Origin of the sequence: Mycoplasmopsis californica (genome assembly GCF_000695835.1) — a bacterium.
Lineage (GTDB): Bacteria > Bacillota_I > Bacilli_A > Mycoplasmatales > Metamycoplasmataceae > Mycoplasmopsis > Mycoplasmopsis californica.
Window position 1 is genome coordinate 473,501 of sequence record NZ_CP007521.1, and the last position, 15,506, is coordinate 489,006.

At 29.3% G+C, this 15,506-nt stretch carries 13 protein-coding genes; 6 read left to right on the forward strand and 7 right to left on the reverse strand.

Annotated elements, in window-relative coordinates:
- Window positions 1-9 precede the first annotated feature (9 nt).
- Genes MCFN_RS03590 through MCFN_RS01935 form a run of 3 tightly spaced genes read left to right on the forward strand, consistent with a single transcriptional unit; the run spans window position 10 to window position 4,021 of the window.
- Window positions 10-351, forward strand: a complete 342-nt coding sequence (locus MCFN_RS03590) for a hypothetical protein (RefSeq protein WP_081817282.1) — start codon at window positions 10-12, stop codon at window positions 349-351.
- Window positions 309-1,739 (forward strand): site-specific DNA-methyltransferase, encoded by a 1,431-nt coding sequence (locus tag MCFN_RS03570; RefSeq protein WP_187468863.1) that lies wholly within the window; start codon window positions 309-311, stop codon window positions 1,737-1,739. Before MCFN_RS03590 ends, MCFN_RS03570 begins: the two co-directional genes overlap by 43 nt.
- A complete protein-coding gene (locus MCFN_RS01935; RefSeq protein ID WP_038561770.1) occupies window positions 1,733-4,021 on the forward strand; it encodes a DEAD/DEAH box helicase in 2,289 nt (762 codons plus the stop codon). Before MCFN_RS03570 ends, MCFN_RS01935 begins: the two co-directional genes overlap by 7 nt.
- Before the next feature lie 139 nt (window positions 4,022-4,160).
- On the opposite strand, the gene MCFN_RS01940 is transcribed toward MCFN_RS01935, so the two are convergent.
- The 7 genes from MCFN_RS01940 to topA form a co-directional block, all read right to left on the reverse strand.
- Window positions 4,161-5,189 carry a ZIP family transporter gene (locus MCFN_RS01940; RefSeq protein ID WP_051604565.1) on the reverse strand — a complete coding sequence of 343 codons (1,029 nt, stop codon included), beginning with the start codon at window positions 5,187-5,189 and terminating at the stop codon, window positions 4,161-4,163.
- The gene (locus MCFN_RS01945; RefSeq protein ID WP_038561773.1) at window positions 5,190-5,744 is read right to left on the reverse strand and encodes a hypothetical protein; all 555 of its coding nucleotides are present in this window, start codon (window positions 5,742-5,744) and stop codon (window positions 5,190-5,192) included.
- Complete coding sequence (locus tag MCFN_RS01950; RefSeq protein WP_038561776.1) at window positions 5,734-7,638, reverse strand: MAG3240 family lipoprotein; 1,905 nt, start codon at window positions 7,636-7,638, stop codon at window positions 5,734-5,736. The genes MCFN_RS01945 and MCFN_RS01950 overlap by 11 nt, the downstream gene beginning before the upstream one ends.
- The gene (locus MCFN_RS01955) at window positions 7,638-9,758 is read right to left on the reverse strand and encodes an OppA family ABC transporter substrate-binding lipoprotein (RefSeq protein WP_038561779.1); all 2,121 of its coding nucleotides are present in this window, start codon (window positions 9,756-9,758) and stop codon (window positions 7,638-7,640) included. The genes MCFN_RS01950 and MCFN_RS01955 overlap by 1 nt, the downstream gene beginning before the upstream one ends.
- The gene (locus MCFN_RS01960; protein WP_038561782.1) at window positions 9,751-10,842 is read right to left on the reverse strand and encodes an ABC transporter permease subunit; all 1,092 of its coding nucleotides are present in this window, start codon (window positions 10,840-10,842) and stop codon (window positions 9,751-9,753) included. Before MCFN_RS01960 ends, MCFN_RS01955 begins: the two co-directional genes overlap by 8 nt.
- Window positions 10,830-11,753, reverse strand: a complete 924-nt coding sequence (locus MCFN_RS01965; RefSeq protein ID WP_158419987.1) for an ABC transporter permease subunit — start codon at window positions 11,751-11,753, stop codon at window positions 10,830-10,832. Before MCFN_RS01965 ends, MCFN_RS01960 begins: the two co-directional genes overlap by 13 nt.
- A gap of 115 nt (window positions 11,754-11,868) precedes the next feature.
- Window positions 11,869-13,695 carry a type I DNA topoisomerase gene (gene topA / locus MCFN_RS01970; protein WP_038561788.1) on the reverse strand — a complete coding sequence of 609 codons (1,827 nt, stop codon included), beginning with the start codon at window positions 13,693-13,695 and terminating at the stop codon, window positions 11,869-11,871.
- A 323-nt stretch (window positions 13,696-14,018) separates the two neighbouring features.
- Here topA and rpsF point away from each other — a divergent pair, with 323 nt between their 5' ends.
- From rpsF to rpsR, 3 genes are read left to right on the forward strand one after another with little or no spacing between them, the layout of a single operon-like run.
- Window positions 14,019-14,438 (forward strand): 30S ribosomal protein S6, encoded by a 420-nt coding sequence (gene rpsF / locus MCFN_RS01975; RefSeq protein WP_051604566.1) that lies wholly within the window; start codon window positions 14,019-14,021, stop codon window positions 14,436-14,438.
- A gap of 46 nt (window positions 14,439-14,484) precedes the next feature.
- Window positions 14,485-15,051, forward strand: coding sequence for a single-stranded DNA-binding protein (locus MCFN_RS01980; protein WP_051604567.1), 567 nt, complete (start codon window positions 14,485-14,487; stop codon window positions 15,049-15,051).
- A gap of 11 nt (window positions 15,052-15,062) precedes the next feature.
- The gene (rpsR, locus tag MCFN_RS01985; protein WP_038561790.1) at window positions 15,063-15,380 is read left to right on the forward strand and encodes a 30S ribosomal protein S18; all 318 of its coding nucleotides are present in this window, start codon (window positions 15,063-15,065) and stop codon (window positions 15,378-15,380) included.
- Window positions 15,381-15,506 lie beyond the last annotated feature (126 nt).

A 15,506-nucleotide genomic window follows, 5' to 3' on the forward strand; every position in this document is an offset into this window, starting at 1 on the left:
AGGTAAAATATGGCGAATTTATCAAAAATTAAGCGTGAAAAAATGCTTGAATATCTTAATAAATTAAAACAAATTAATAGCGATGATGAAAATATGCGCGCTATAGTTGAAATAGAAAACGCACTAAGCGAGAAGAAATATGGTCTTGTATGAGAGGAACATTCTGAAAAAGTTGATGAAATGTTAGAACATAACATCCCTATTTTTGTTGAAGATGGTAAAAAGAAAATTGTTATAGATAAAGTAGAAGGAGAGAGAGAGAGAGAGAGAGATTCAATTTTTTGCTTGAGGGAGATAATCTCCATTCATTGAAACTTCTTACAAAAACACACAAAAGTAGAATTGATGTAATTTATATCGATCCCCCTTACAACACCGGTAATAAAGACTTTATTTATGACGACTCATTTATAGACAAAACAGATGGCTATTCACACAGTAAATGGCTAAGTTTTATGCAAAAAAGACTTGTAATTGCAAGGGAACTTTTAAGTGATGAGGGCGTTATATTTATAAGTATTGATGAACATGAATTTGCTCAACTTAAATTGCTCTGTGACGATGTGTTTGGTGAATTAAATTTTGTAGAAAATTTTATATGGATAAAAAATTCTACTAAAAATTTATCTAAAACTACATCTACAAATCATGAATATATTATTACCTATGCTAAAAATATAGAATTAATAAAAAATTTGCAACTTTTTAGAAAAAGAAAAGAAGGTTATGATGAAGTATTAGAACTAATCTCTAATTCAAAAAAAGAAAATTTAACAATAGAAGAAACTCAAAAAAAACTAAGACAACTTTTTAAAGATAACCCTGAATTTAAAGGTATTTCAATGTACAATAATATTGATATTAATTGGAATGTTTTTAGAATTTCAGATTCTTCTGCTCCAAAATCTACTGGTAAAGGTGCAATATATAATGTGTTACATCCTATAACTGGAAAAGTTTGTAAACTACCCAAGTGTGGATGGAGATATACCGAAGAAACAATGAAAGAACATATAAAAAATGGTCTAATATATTTTGGTAAAGATGAAACAACAGTTCCACAATTTAAAAGATTGCTTACAACTGTGGAAACAGAAGTTAAAAAATCAGTAATAATAGAATTTTCAGAAGGTAAAAAAGAATTACAAAAAATTTTTGGAGAAGCACCATTTGATAATGCAAAACCTATTGCTTTAATAAAAGATTTATTTTTAGTATCACAAAAAAATTCTATTATTCTTGATTTTTTTGCAGGTTCTGGTACCACCGGCCACGCAGTAATGCAACTAAATAAAGAAGACGGCGGAAATAGAAAATACATCCTTTGCACCAACAATGAAAACAACATTTGTCAGAAAGTTACCTACCAACGTCTTAAAAATATTCAAACCGATCTACCCCACAATCTCAAATATTTTAAGACTGACTTTATTTCTAAATATGAATCTGAAGAAGATGAAAAAACCATTTCTGAAAAAATGCTAGATCACATCAAAGAACTAATCGAACTAGAACATCATATTGAAATAGACAACAAAAAGTATATTATCTTATACAACGAGGAAAAATTAGACACTGTTCTTAGAGATATTCAGGAAGATGGAAAAATATTTATTCCCTCTGGAATATTTCTATCAAGAACACAGCAAAGTATAATCAAAGAAAAAAATATAAGTGTAATCGACATCCCAGAATATTATTTCCGAAATGAATTAAGAGAGGTGGGGGAATTATGATAGATTTAAAACTTAAAAATTTTCAAGAAAATGCAGTAGATTTTTTATTCAATAAAACAACAGATAGCAAAGCAAAACCTAAAATCATATTGCAAAGCCCAACAGGAAGCGGCAAAACAATTATTTTGGTAGCCTATATTGAAAAATATTTAGATTATAATCGGGATGATATTATTTGTTGATTTTGTCCTGGTAAAGGCGAACTTGAAGAACAATCAATGCAAAAAATGAAACGTTTTGCTCCTGACTTAAAAAGCGGATCTTTAAACGATGTTATATCTAGTGGATTCATAAGTGGGACAACCTACTTCATTAACTGAGAAACTATCACTAAAAAAGATAATGTCGCCATACAAGATAGCGAAAGAAAAAACCTTTTTGAAAGGATCGCCGAGGCTCATAGAGCGGGTAAAAACTTTATTGTAATCATAGACGAGGAACACCAAAACAACACATCAAAAGCAGATGATATTATTGCAAGTATTAATGCAAAATATGAAATTAGAGTGTCCGCCACACCTGTTAAGCGTGCTGTTGGCGAGTTTCATGAAATATCGGAAATTGATGTAATCAATCAAGGATTAATTACTCGTTTCATGTATATTAACAAAGATTTAGATTCTGTAAAAGTTGATAATCCTAAAAATGAAGCTGAATTACTTTTAGAAAAAGCTGACCAAGTTAGAAAGGAAATTGCACAGGCTTATGTTGATGTGAGAGAAGATATAAGGCCGCTTGTGTTAATTCAATTTCCAAACTTAAATGATGAACTTATTGAATTTGTTGAAAATAAACTTAATAGTATGGGATATACCTATGAAAATAAGCTTCTCGCTTCTTGGTTTAGTGCTGAAAATAAAGATGATAAAGATAGAAAATCTAAAAAACTCGGCAAAATAAATATTGGCACAAGCGTTGAAGATAGTATAACAAATAAAAACGCAACTCCTGTATTTTTACTATTTAAGCAAGCGCTCGCAACGGGTTGAGACTGCCCACGAGCTAAAATACTTGTAAAACTTCGCGAAAATATGAACGATACCTTTGAAATTCAAACGCTAGGCAGACTTAGAAGAATGCCAAATGCAAAACATTATGGAAAAGATATTTTAGATTGCTCTTACCTTTATACATTTGATGAAAAATATAAATTGGATGTAATAAAAGCTGGTGGCGCATTTGAAACTCAGAGAGTTTTTCTTAAAGAAGAAGCAAAATCTATCAAACTAAAAAAAGAATTTAGAAATTTTGACGCTGAGTATGTTGATGAGCAAGAAATTAGATATCAAATTTTTCAGTTTTTTAAAGATAAATATTCGCTAGGTACTGTACCAAAAGAAAATAAAATTCGACTAGAAAATAACAGGTTTATATTTGGCACAACTTTAAAAAGAAGTTACTTAACTGGTAAATATTCTACTTTAAGCGATGTAAGCGATGAAAATACGCAACATGGAACCATGGAGGTTAAAATAAGTACTCACGCTCACGGAATTGACCTTCAACACTGTGTTGGCATAATAAAAAAACTTATTGGGCTTAGTTACGATAAAACTAATCAAATATTAAAAACATTATTTCGGGAAAAATTTGGCAATGATAAATATAAGTTACTAAACTTAAATTTAAAAGAGTTTTACGGATTTATTATAAATAATATTCAAAGACTAAAAGAAGATTTCTCTTCGTTTTTAGAACAAACTATAAAAGATAATTTGAATGATAAAATAAAAAAACTTCCGGAAAAAATAGAAGAATTTTCAATACCACTCGAAGAATATTACCGATATGTACCATATGAAAATAATATCCAAAACATAGAAACTAATGTGTATAAAGAATATAACTCCTCTATGATAACTGATGATTTTCGTTCTACGTCAGAAAGACTTTTTGAAAAGTTTTGTGATAATAATAAAAATGTTAAATACTTATATAAAAATGGAAATAGTGGCCAACAATATTTATCAATAGTTTATGATACGGTTCTTAAACAACGACTATTTTACCCTGACTATGTTGTACAACTGAATGATGGTTCGATTTGGATAATAGAAACAAAGGGTGGCGAATTTCAGGGAGAAAGTAAAAATATTGATCCTCAGGCCGAAAATAAATTTATAGCCTTAAAAAAATTTTCTCAAAAGAATGGCTATAAATTTGGTTTTGTCAGAGATAAAAATAATGAATTATTCATCAATAATACAGATTATGTCCAAGATATGAATAATGATAAATGAATACCTATCAAAAAAATATTTGATATTGTGCCGAGCGATAAATAAAGAAAAATGCAATAAACATAGATTGCTTGCAACTTAATTTAAATTTACCCGAAGCCCATAAACACGGGGTAATACCAAAAATGCACTAATTTTGTTTTAGTGCATTTTTTTCTTAATAACAACTTTTTAACCTAATGGATTAAATTCCGTGAGTATGGAATGAAAGAATAAATAATGTAAAGATAACCCCAATAAAAAACATTGCAAGAGTTAATAGTCAGCGTTTTTTCTTCATATTGTGATGATAAAATTCGGGCAAAAATTCAACAATTGAGGTAAATAACATTATGCTTCCAACTATTGCCATAATAATTGCTTTTAACTTATGGTTTTGCAACAATGCAGCGCCACCATATAAGCCTATAAAAATAAATGGAATAATTAATGCTAAGGCGCCAATTGAAATTAATGTTGCATTTAGAGGTTTAATTCCCATTTCTCTTTGGCGATAATAAAACACTATTTCCTCAGGAATTGTATGCAAAACAAACGAAACAAAAAATGCAACGGAGATAGCGGAAATTTGTGCATCGTTTATTAAACTATGCAAGCTAATCCCAATTAATAATCCTTCAGGAATTCGGTGTGATAAAAGTAATAAAAGAGCTGAAATTTTGCTTTTAGTTTTTGCTTTTGAATTTTCATTTACCGCTACAATGTCGTTGGAATTAAAAATGTGATCTTCATGTTTATGTTCATGGGCTAACTCGCCTTTGTGATGATGCCCGGCCTCATGAGTGTGTATAAAGATTGAATTTTTACTGTATTTACTTTTAATAATTTTATACACTCCAAATTTGACTAAGCTAGCAGCCCCTATCCCGATAATGGCGCCACCAACAATTACTAAAATATTATAAATATATATATTTTCAATCGGTATATTCTGGCCAACTAAACCTTTTCCCGAACTAGTGATTTCAATAGCTTCACGTAAATAACCAAACGAACCCAAAATAATAAACATTCCTGTGATAAAAGCATATATGTAAATTGAAAGCTCTTTTCGCGGTTTTTTAAGAACCAACGGCACAATCAAAGCAATAAAAATAGGTATAAATAGCAGTAAAACACTTACAATTAAGCCAAAAATCAATTTCGATAACAACTCATTCATGTTTGGTAAGCTACTCAATCATTGATAAATATTATGAAGTTTATTGTCCATCTAGCCCTCTAAATTTATTGTGAATGTTTTGTGTAAATAATATAATGGTTCTTCTTTGTTTTCATGGTCAAAAATCTTATTAGCTAACTCAAGATCGAATGATATTACATTGTCTTTAATATTGATAAATTTTGGTTTTTTGTGTAAATTAAACTCAAAATCAAGAACTTTTTCGTGTTTTTTAGTTGCATCTGTAACTCTTTCATTGTGAATATGACTGTAATTATTACCAGCGTCTCAGCCGTTGTGAGGACGTGTAACTATCATTGATATTACAAAATATCTATTTATAAATTCAATTGCTTTTGCTTTGTCATGAGCTACTTCATCTGCTTCAGGTTTAATTACTTCTAATTTGTATTGCTGACTTGGATTATTTTTAAACGAAATTTTCACTGAATCAATCGCAACATTTTTTGCGTCCTTTATATTTTTAAATTTTGTAAAGTCTCAGGGTTGTTTTCTTTCATTGAAGCCACCATCCAAAAAACAAGCTGTTGAAAAGGCCGCTGGTATAAATGCGATAGGCAACAAAAGTCCACTTTTAATTTTCATATTTATCCTTTCAAGTTACAAAATCAACTATATTGTTAGGGTTTTTTAATTTTAAAGCTCTATTTTTTATTAAATATTCTAAATTAATTTCCTCAATATTATACTTTGCTATTTGCTCATTAATTAATTTAAAATCATAGCCATTAAATCCACCAATTCTCAGTATTTTCGTTCTATTTTGTGTATTTAGTAGTGATTTTTTATCTTTATCAAGTAAGTCAACTCTAACCAAAATACTCCCTGCTTGGTTATCAAGTCCAATAATTTGAATTGCAAAATCATCAACTCAATCTTTTTCTTGAATACTTGTGCCAACCAGATACTTAAAAATATCAATACCTAGTTTAGTTTTAAATTGTTCTCAAAAATCGCTATTTTTTAAAGCTAAATGAGCTTCATATTTATCCATGGGGCGATTATTAAATAGTGCTAAATAATTTTTTAAACGATAGATTTGAATGCTCATTAATTTTGGCAGTATTTTTTCATAAAATACATTTGGATCAACAACCTCTTTTGGTTTTATCTTAATATCTTTCTCTATTTTTTCATTTCAACCATAAACTAAATTAGAGTTTCAGTCAAAGTCAGCACTTGTTTTGTATTGGGCAAAAGTATGATAATGGGCGTTAATGTCAATTGAATATCATTTATACATCTTTTTAGTGCCATTTATTCGAGTAACTTCAACATCTAATTCAATTAATGATTGCGTGCCATTTAAATATTTATTATTGATTTTAACATTTTTAAGTGTGTATTTAGCATCTATATTTTTGCGCCACTGAGGTACTGATATTTCAAAATTGCTGTACTGATTTTTCAAAAATCAAGCGAATGAGCGAGCTGTTGCGTGATTAAAATTATATTGAGGGTTCACATAGAGTTCATATTGATTATCATTTAGCGTGTATTTGTTGCGATATTTTAAAATTGTGATATCACCAAAATAAGGATTTATGTACTCATTAAATAAAATTTGGTCATCATCAATATCAAGCGTGTGATTGAAATCACTTTTTGAGTTGTAATCCTTAAATAAAGACTGAAATTTTTGACGATTTTGTACATTATTAGGTAATAAAAATAAGTTATCAATATTTCCTATAATCCATTCTTGTTGTCTAATTTCATTAGGTAGCAAACTCTTATTGTCCTTATCTAAAAAATCTATTTTGATTACAGGTGCATTTTTCAAAACTTTACCTTCTACTTTTTCAATGTAGGACACAGGAGTAATTTTTACTTTTTCAATTGAATTTAACTGACCAAAGTCAAATCTTTTTAATTCTAGTAAAATTAATTTTTCTCAATATTCAATTTGCTCATTATTTTTAATTCAGGCCTTCGCCCTTATTCACGAAGGCGGGATAAAATTTGGAATCAATATATTTAAATCATCATTTAGCGCGGATTTAGCAATGCGACTAAATATATTATTAATACCAGGTCAATCAATATTTTCTGTTTTGAAAATGTAATCATAGTTTTTGAATAAAAACTGATACTGATCTGTATCTAAATTGCTTTTATTAGATTCTTCAATATAAACAAAATCATTCTTTTTTTTAAGTTCAAGCTTTATTTTTTTTGGGAAACGAATGTTTGGTGTTATTCGACTTAACCTGTATTTATTTTTAATATATATATCATTGTTTTTAAAAGTAATATCAGACGATTTTAATAATTGGTTGTTTACTTTAGAAAAAATAGGTTGAAAATCATTTATTATTTTCAGTTGATCAAATGTAAAAATTTCATAAATTGAGTTGTTTTGAGTAGTTTTATAGACGATTTTCTCATTTTTTGCAAGTTTAACACTATGATTACAGCTTAATGTTGTAATCACTGTCATAATTGAAATCGGTGCTAAAAATGCTATTTTTTTCAACATTATTCCTCTTTTATTTTAATATCTTCATAATACACTAAATTATCATCACGTGTAGGTTTAATTATTCAAGGTTGAACTAATTCGTATTTAAAGCTCTCTAAATCTACACTGGCACTCAAATTATACGGAACTGAATATAAGATCTTAATCTCATTTATTAAATTAATTATTTCTCAATAAGTTAGCTTTTGATGAATCTGAAAAATAAACTCATTTATTTTTGCTGGATAATTGACTCCAGTTAAAATTTTATCTGTATTTAAATTCCCGAAAAAATTTTCAAAATGTTGTTTAATTTTTGTTAAATTAGGGGTGTTTTTGCTATCAAGAAATTCTAGCGCTCTGATAAGGTTATTGTCCTTAGTAAGAAACAAATTATTTAAATACTCCATTGTATTTTTAGAAACAAATTCATGTTTATTGTAGTATTTTTTAGCCAACTCACTTGAAACATCGACTAATTTTACAATTAGACGAGAATCTAATTCATTCATTGCTAAAGAAATTACATCAGCTAAACTGGAATTCAAAAATTCTAATTCAAGAGGCAGCACAAACACAATTTTTTCAGTATTTTTGATTAAATTTTCAGTATAAAACTTGTCTAAAAGTCTATTCAGAGAAAGTTTTATCTCACTATAATATGGTGATTTAATTTGTTTTAACGAATCTAAAAAACTTGTAGTCAAGTAATAATGCTCTTTAGTAGATTCTGAGTAATATTTCGTCATTTTATCAGTGTAAATAACATTTTTATTGACGTGATCAATAGCATCAATTACTCTTTGATAGTTTGTATTATTCGCATTTGAAATTTTAGCCTCAGGATTTATGAAATTATCATAATAATGAGTTTTTTTTGCGCTGAAGTTTAGCGAGTATTTATTCAAAACTTGTGTAATTAAATTTCTAAATTTAAAACCAAATCCACTATAAAAATTCAACCAATCAATTTTAGTTTCATCGAATCCATACATCAATTGTTCATAAAGATTGCGTGTTTTATTCAATTCTATTCTATCCTTGAACATTAATGTTTGAGTTTTTATATTAGGGGTTTGAATAATATTTAATTTTACTGCTGAATTTTGTGATTTAAATTTATCCAAAAGATTTTGTTGTTGGGAACTATTGAACAAGGACAAATATTCCGATGTTATTAATCCTTGTTCATATTCATTAAGAATGTGTAATCTGTGAGTATTTCGGTCGACTTTACCAACTGGATTATATTTCACTAAAACTCGCTTAATATCTGCGTTTGTAAGCGATATATATTCAGTATGTTTAAAATCATTAACCCTCATTGCGTAGGCTCCGCCGAAATAACCATGTTGACTATAAGCGCTAAAAATCTTATTTGACACAATTTGTTCTAGCAATAGTTGAAAATTTTTTGTTGAATTTAAAGCAAAAAATACACGATTTTGCTCAAAATTATTCTTATTTAAGACATTATTAAACCCAACTAATTCAAGTTCTCTTAACTGCTGTTTGGATAAATTGGCATTTATAAGCGAGTTTAAAACATCAAAGCCAGAAATTAATAATCCAGTTTGTTTTCCCTCGTTATCAAATCATGGCTTATTCTGCGGAATGCTAAACTCAATAGATTTGGCATCTTTTAGGACATTGAAAAAATGACGGGAATTAATTGATTTTTTATTTTTGCTATATATTTGATAAATATATTTTTTATAACCCCTATTAATGTCAGGTTTAACAAAATCATGAGGATTTTGAAATTCATTTGAACTGTCTGTATCAAAAATGTGTTCTGTGCCATTGCTATCTATAATTTTGATGCCATCAATAATGCCGAATTTTAAAAATTTAGCACTAATTCCGTCTTTTTGAAAGTATTTATTTAAATAGTCGTATTTAGATTCGCCAACATATGCATAGCGTAATAAGTAGTTGCCGGTTAGCGAATCGTTAAGCGTGCTTCGTTGTGCGAATATGCCTGATATTGGATGAAATTGTGTTAAATTAGTATTTGGACTGTTTTTTTCGATAATGTAAGTGCTTTTAGGTATTTTTAAAGCGGCAACGCAGCTTAGAGGAAGTGGCAAAAAAGAAAACAGTGTTAAGCCAGATAAATATTTTAAAAATTTAGACATAATCACCTCTTATATTGTTGTAAGCGCTATTAAGCCCTAACACAATTATTTTTAAACTAAATACATAAAGAGAAATCAACGCCGTAATAAATCATAAATATGCAGAATTAGAACCAAAAATATTAACTGCTTCTTTAATAAGAGTACCAATGTTTAATGTCTCTAAATCAATATCAAAAATTGAAATTGCCGCTATTGAGACTAAAATTAAATTTATTTGCTCAATAGCTTGAATACAAGCATGAAAGAAAACTGGTTTGAACAAGCTTTTGTGCAACAAGTAAAATTTAGTATAACCACACGAAATTTCTGCTTTTGTACTTTCACGTTGCATAATTTCATAAGCTCTCTGATATGAACTTAAAATAATAATAAACGTTGAAATAAAACTATATAAAACTATTGAATTAATTAGAGTGTTTTTGATCACCAAGAATAAAACCGATGCAATTATTAAATAAGGGATAAATGTGTAAGTTGACAGTATTTTTTCAACAATTACGCTTAATTTTCTATTGAAATAAACTGCAAATATGCATCCTAAATAAACTCCTAAAATCAATGCGATTAAAGCACTAATGATTGATATTACAATCGCATTTTTAAAGGCGTATAAAATACGCGCAAATATATCTATGCCATCGGCATTGGTACCTAAAAGGTGAGTATTATTATCGTTAAAGATTGCATAATTATTTGCTATAACTTCGTAAGTTCTTAGTCCATCGTTATTATTAATGATTTCATTTATACTGATATTATTCGGATTTAAAATTCGAAGCTCGCGATAAACGTCTAAATCAGCACCCTCAGGCAAAATAATTTTTTTAAATGGAGAGATTGTTGATGGTAAATTTGAATTTAGTGCAGTTGCTTTATTGATTGGAACAAATGCATCTTGATTATTAAAAAGTGATGAAAAGATTAAAAATAAGATCAACAATATTGCAATAATAACTCCGCATATATTAAGCTTTGAGCTAAAAAACCTCAATCAAAAACGTTTAGCCGAAGAAATTGGCTCCGTTGGCGATAAATAAGATAGTTTCTTTTGCGCGAGTGAAAACTGATTTATTTTCTTCATTTAAATACCCCGCTTCAAAACTGAAAATATTTTCGCTTTTCATCTAGAACATAGATTGCTAACAAACATATTTCTTTAATAACAAAAATAACCACAACATTTAACAATATAGCGTAATTTAAAAGTAAAAAATATTCAGCACTCTTTAAATATTGAAAAATGAATGATTGACCTGGCATATAGAAAAATCTTTCAAGAACCATTGCATATGTCATTAAGTAAATATATATAAATATAATGTTTTGTAAATAATGACTTATCCAATTCCGAACTAAAACTGCTCAAAAAATCTTAAAATTGCTCATACCATTAGCTTTCGCCCACAAATAATAATCAGAAAAAATTATTTTATAAATTATTGGGTAATTAATCGCAATATTTAAAGGCAGCACAAATAAAACTAAAGCTAAAATTGGAGTTAATAACGAAAACGCCGTCGCAGCAATAGAACCATAATATTTATCAATATAAGTAATTGGCAATGCAATTTGTTTGTTAAAAATTAAAACAAAGGAACCAAAAATAAAAATCGGTATTGAACTTAAAGCTATTAAAAATGAATTTAAGATTGTTAAAAACTTATTTTTGGTCCACTTACACATCCAATAAGCTAAAGCGAAGCCTAAAACAAAAATGAATATAAAGCTGATTGTAACTAAAAGCAAACTGAAACCAAAATACTGATTAAATACTGAGTTTATACTCATTTTTGGCGATAAATTAAGGTCACCGTAATTAAATTTTAATAAATTTCCTAAGTAGTTAAATGAGTCATAAATTGTGTAATCAGATAGCAAAAATGAACCCATCGCTAGGTTAAATGAAAATATTGTGGCTAATATTATTAAAAAATTAAGACCAGCACTCTTAAATACATACATTAAAACATTTAAAAACTTCATTAAGCTCATTTCTACATGTTTATATGTTAATCTTTTATATTATAAATTAATTTGATTTTATTTGTGTTTAATTGTTATCATCGAAACTAAAATCCGCAACAAATTCGTGTGTCGCGGATTAAAATTAATTAGTTTTTGCATCTAGGTTTCTTGTGTAACGGCATTTTGGGAAGTTTTTGCAACCAACAAATTTATTACCGTTTGCCTTATTGGTTCTAATAACTAAATCGCCGCCATCTTTTTCACAAATTTCGTTTAAATAATCGTGAGCTATTTGTGTGTGTTCCATTGTTGCTTCAGCACGTGTGTAAACTTGATTAAATTTATCTCAAAAGCTTTGCATCACTGGTTTTAATGAAACTTTACTTTGGGCAATCATATCCAATTCTTCTTCAACGAGTGCCGTGTAACCTTCTTCAATTATGTCAGGAAATGAATCAATAAGTTTGTGCATAACAATTTTGCCAAAATCTGTTGGATGAAGAGAGCCATTTTGATTCTCGGCATACAATCTTTCCAGAACTATTTTAACCGTTGAAGCAAATGTTGAAGGACGGCCAACCTTAATGTTGTCTAAGGCTTCAATTAATGAACCTTCACTATAACGAGCGGGAGGTTGCGTTTGATGGTCGCTAATCACAAATTCTTCAACATTAACAATTTGCCCTAATTCATAACCAGGATCAAAAGCGTCTTCTTTATCATCTTTTACCACATAGTAACCAGGGAAAAGAATTTTTGAAGCAGAATATTTAAATTTCAAATCACCTTTAACAAAAGTATAAGCTTTGCTTGCTCTTAATGGTGGTGTAATCAACGCTTGCAATGTATGTTCATAAATAAGTTTGTAAATTTTATAATCGTAATTATTTAAATTAAATTTTTCGCGCGCAATTTCAGGGTTTAAGCTTATATCAGTTGGTCTAATAGCTTCGTGAGCATCTTGATCGCCAGAAAAGCCTTTTAACTCTTTGGAAACATATTCCGCCCCAAATTGATCAATGATAAATTTACGTGCATTATCAATAAAATACTGGCTTAAACGCGTTGAATCTGTACGTGGATAACTAATAAGACCGCCGTCTCCATACCCTTCATAAAGTCTTTGGGCAGCTGCTTGCGTGCTTGCTGATGAAAATGGTGATTTTTTGTACAATGCCGATTGTTTAAGCGGTGTAATTGCCCCTAATCTTTTTTTAGTTTCTTTAATATCACTTACAACCAACGATTTTGGTGTTAAATTCAGTGCATTTTCAATAAAATCTTTCTCGTGGGGATAAATTCACTCTCTTTCCTCAGCGATATTTTTCTCATTAAAATATGTTGCTTTGACATTTTGACTAATTAGCGCTATAGCTTTATGATAATCGCGAGGAATAAAAGCTTCGATTTCCGCTTCGCGGTCAACAATTAATTTTAAAGCAATTGATTGAACACGTCCAGCAGATGGATTAGTTGGTGAATTTGAAAGCTTTTGCTTGATCAAATTACTTAATTTAAAACCAATTATTCTATCCAGCATTCTACGAGCTTTTTGGGCATCAATTAGTGCTTGATCTAACTTTCCTGACTTAGCAACCGCATTAAGGATTGCTTCTTTGGTTATTTCATTATACTTAACACGTGAGTAATTTTGCTCGCATTTTAAAAATTTAACTAAATGATCGCCAATAGCCTCGCCCTCGCGGTCAGGGTCGGTTGCAATTAAAACTTCCTCAGCTTTTGCAGCTTTATCTTTTAGTTTTTTAACCGTTGTTCTTTTGACAGGGTCTAAAACATATACAGGTTCTCATTCTTCAACGTTTATACCCATTTTAATTGAAGCGCCTGAATTTTTAGTGGAAAGTTTTGTGATATGACCAACAGATGCCACCACTTCATACTCTTTTCCTAAATACTTTTGAATAGTCGCCACTTTATTAGGCGACTCCACGATTACTAATTTGCTCATAAAAATAACTTTACCACAATAATAAAATAAGAGCTCAAAATTAACATTTTTTTCAATATTTTAATTGACCTTAAATTACTTTAATTTTTTCATCTTTATTTTTCATGAAGCTGAATTACCCTTATTTTATAATTAATACAATTTACCAATTGCACTCATTTTTCAATGTATTTAGTAAATTTTATAATTATTTTTACAAAGCTAAACATCATTTTTTTAACTTTAAAATTTATATTTTTAAAAAACACTATTTTCGCTATAATTTAAAAGAGTAATTTATTACTCCTTGGCCATCTCGGCCCTGAAGTCCATAAGGAGGAAAAATGCATAAATATGAAATTATGATGATCCTAGACCCTAAAGCTGAATCAAAAGTTGGTTTTGATTTAGTCGAGAGCGTTTTCGGGAAATCAAACATCATTAAAGCAGAAGATCTAGAAGTTAAAACTCTAGCATATCCAATCAAACACTCAACACAAGGTAGATATCTTTTATTCCGATTAAATTCTGAACCTTCATTAATTTCAGAATTTGTACGTCGTTCAAATATTTCAAAAGACATTTGAAGACAACTAGCAATAAATTTAGATTCAGAAAAAGGTTACGGCAAAGAAAGAAAACAATCTTTAAGTGCCAAATTTAGAGACAAAGACAAAGATTTTGATGGTGAAAAACCAAGAAGAAGATTTGTTGAGGGCGAAAAAGTTGAAAAAAAATCTAAACCAGCTGAAAAAGCTGAATAATACTACTTAATTTAATTATTATAAGTAAAGTAGATAAAGAGGTTATATGAATAAAGTATTATTAGTGGGTCGTATAGCTAACGACATTAGAACTTATACAACATCAACTGGCGTTAATTATGCACGAACAAGTATCGCAGTCAATCGTCGTTCAAATTCAAGCGAACCAATTGCGGATTTTATTCCTGTTGTCGCTTGAAGAGCGACTGCTGATTACATGGCTAAGTACCTAAGCAAAGGTGCTTTAGTATCGGTTGAAGGTAGTTTTACAACAAGTTCCTTTACAAGACCGGGCACCAATGAAATTGTTCGTTCTTATGAGGTCACAATTGACGCAATAAACACATTAGAGAGTAGAAGTCAACGTGAGCACAGAGAATCGATGCAAAATAATATGGTTCAAAACTCATATAGAAACGGTTCTTTTTCTCAGACTAATTCTAAACCAAATAATTCATACAATCAAGGTGCTCCAAAATTCAACGGATCACAAAAACCTCTTGATACAATTGGCACAGATTTTGAGCCAATGCAACATGTAGAAAATCCAAATCACGATTTCGGAGATGCTGATATTTTTATTAATGGCATTAACGACGATGATTTAAACTAGGAGAATAAATAATGGCTAAATTACGTAAAAAACCTTTTTTCAACAAACGTCGTAGAAGTCTAATTGCTGAACTAAATTTAAACTACATTGATTACAAAGATATTGACCTATTGAGTAAATTCGTTACAGGAACTGGGCAAATTAAAGCTCGTTCTCTAACTGGATTAGATGCTAAAGATCAAAGAAAAGTTGCGATGGCAATTAAAAGAGCACGTTTTATGGCTTTAATGCCTTATGCAAAAGAGCGTATTCGTGTATTAAGCAGACCAACTGTCACAAACGAACAAGCTGGCGAAAAATCGTCTTCTGTAGAAAAAACAGAAAAATAATATCAAAACACTCGCTTGAGTGTTTTTTTACTAAAAATTAAAAAATAACCAATTTTCGAATTTATAAATTTTGTGTAAAATTTAAATATATTGGTATAGTGTTTTTAAAGCGCTATAAACAATGTA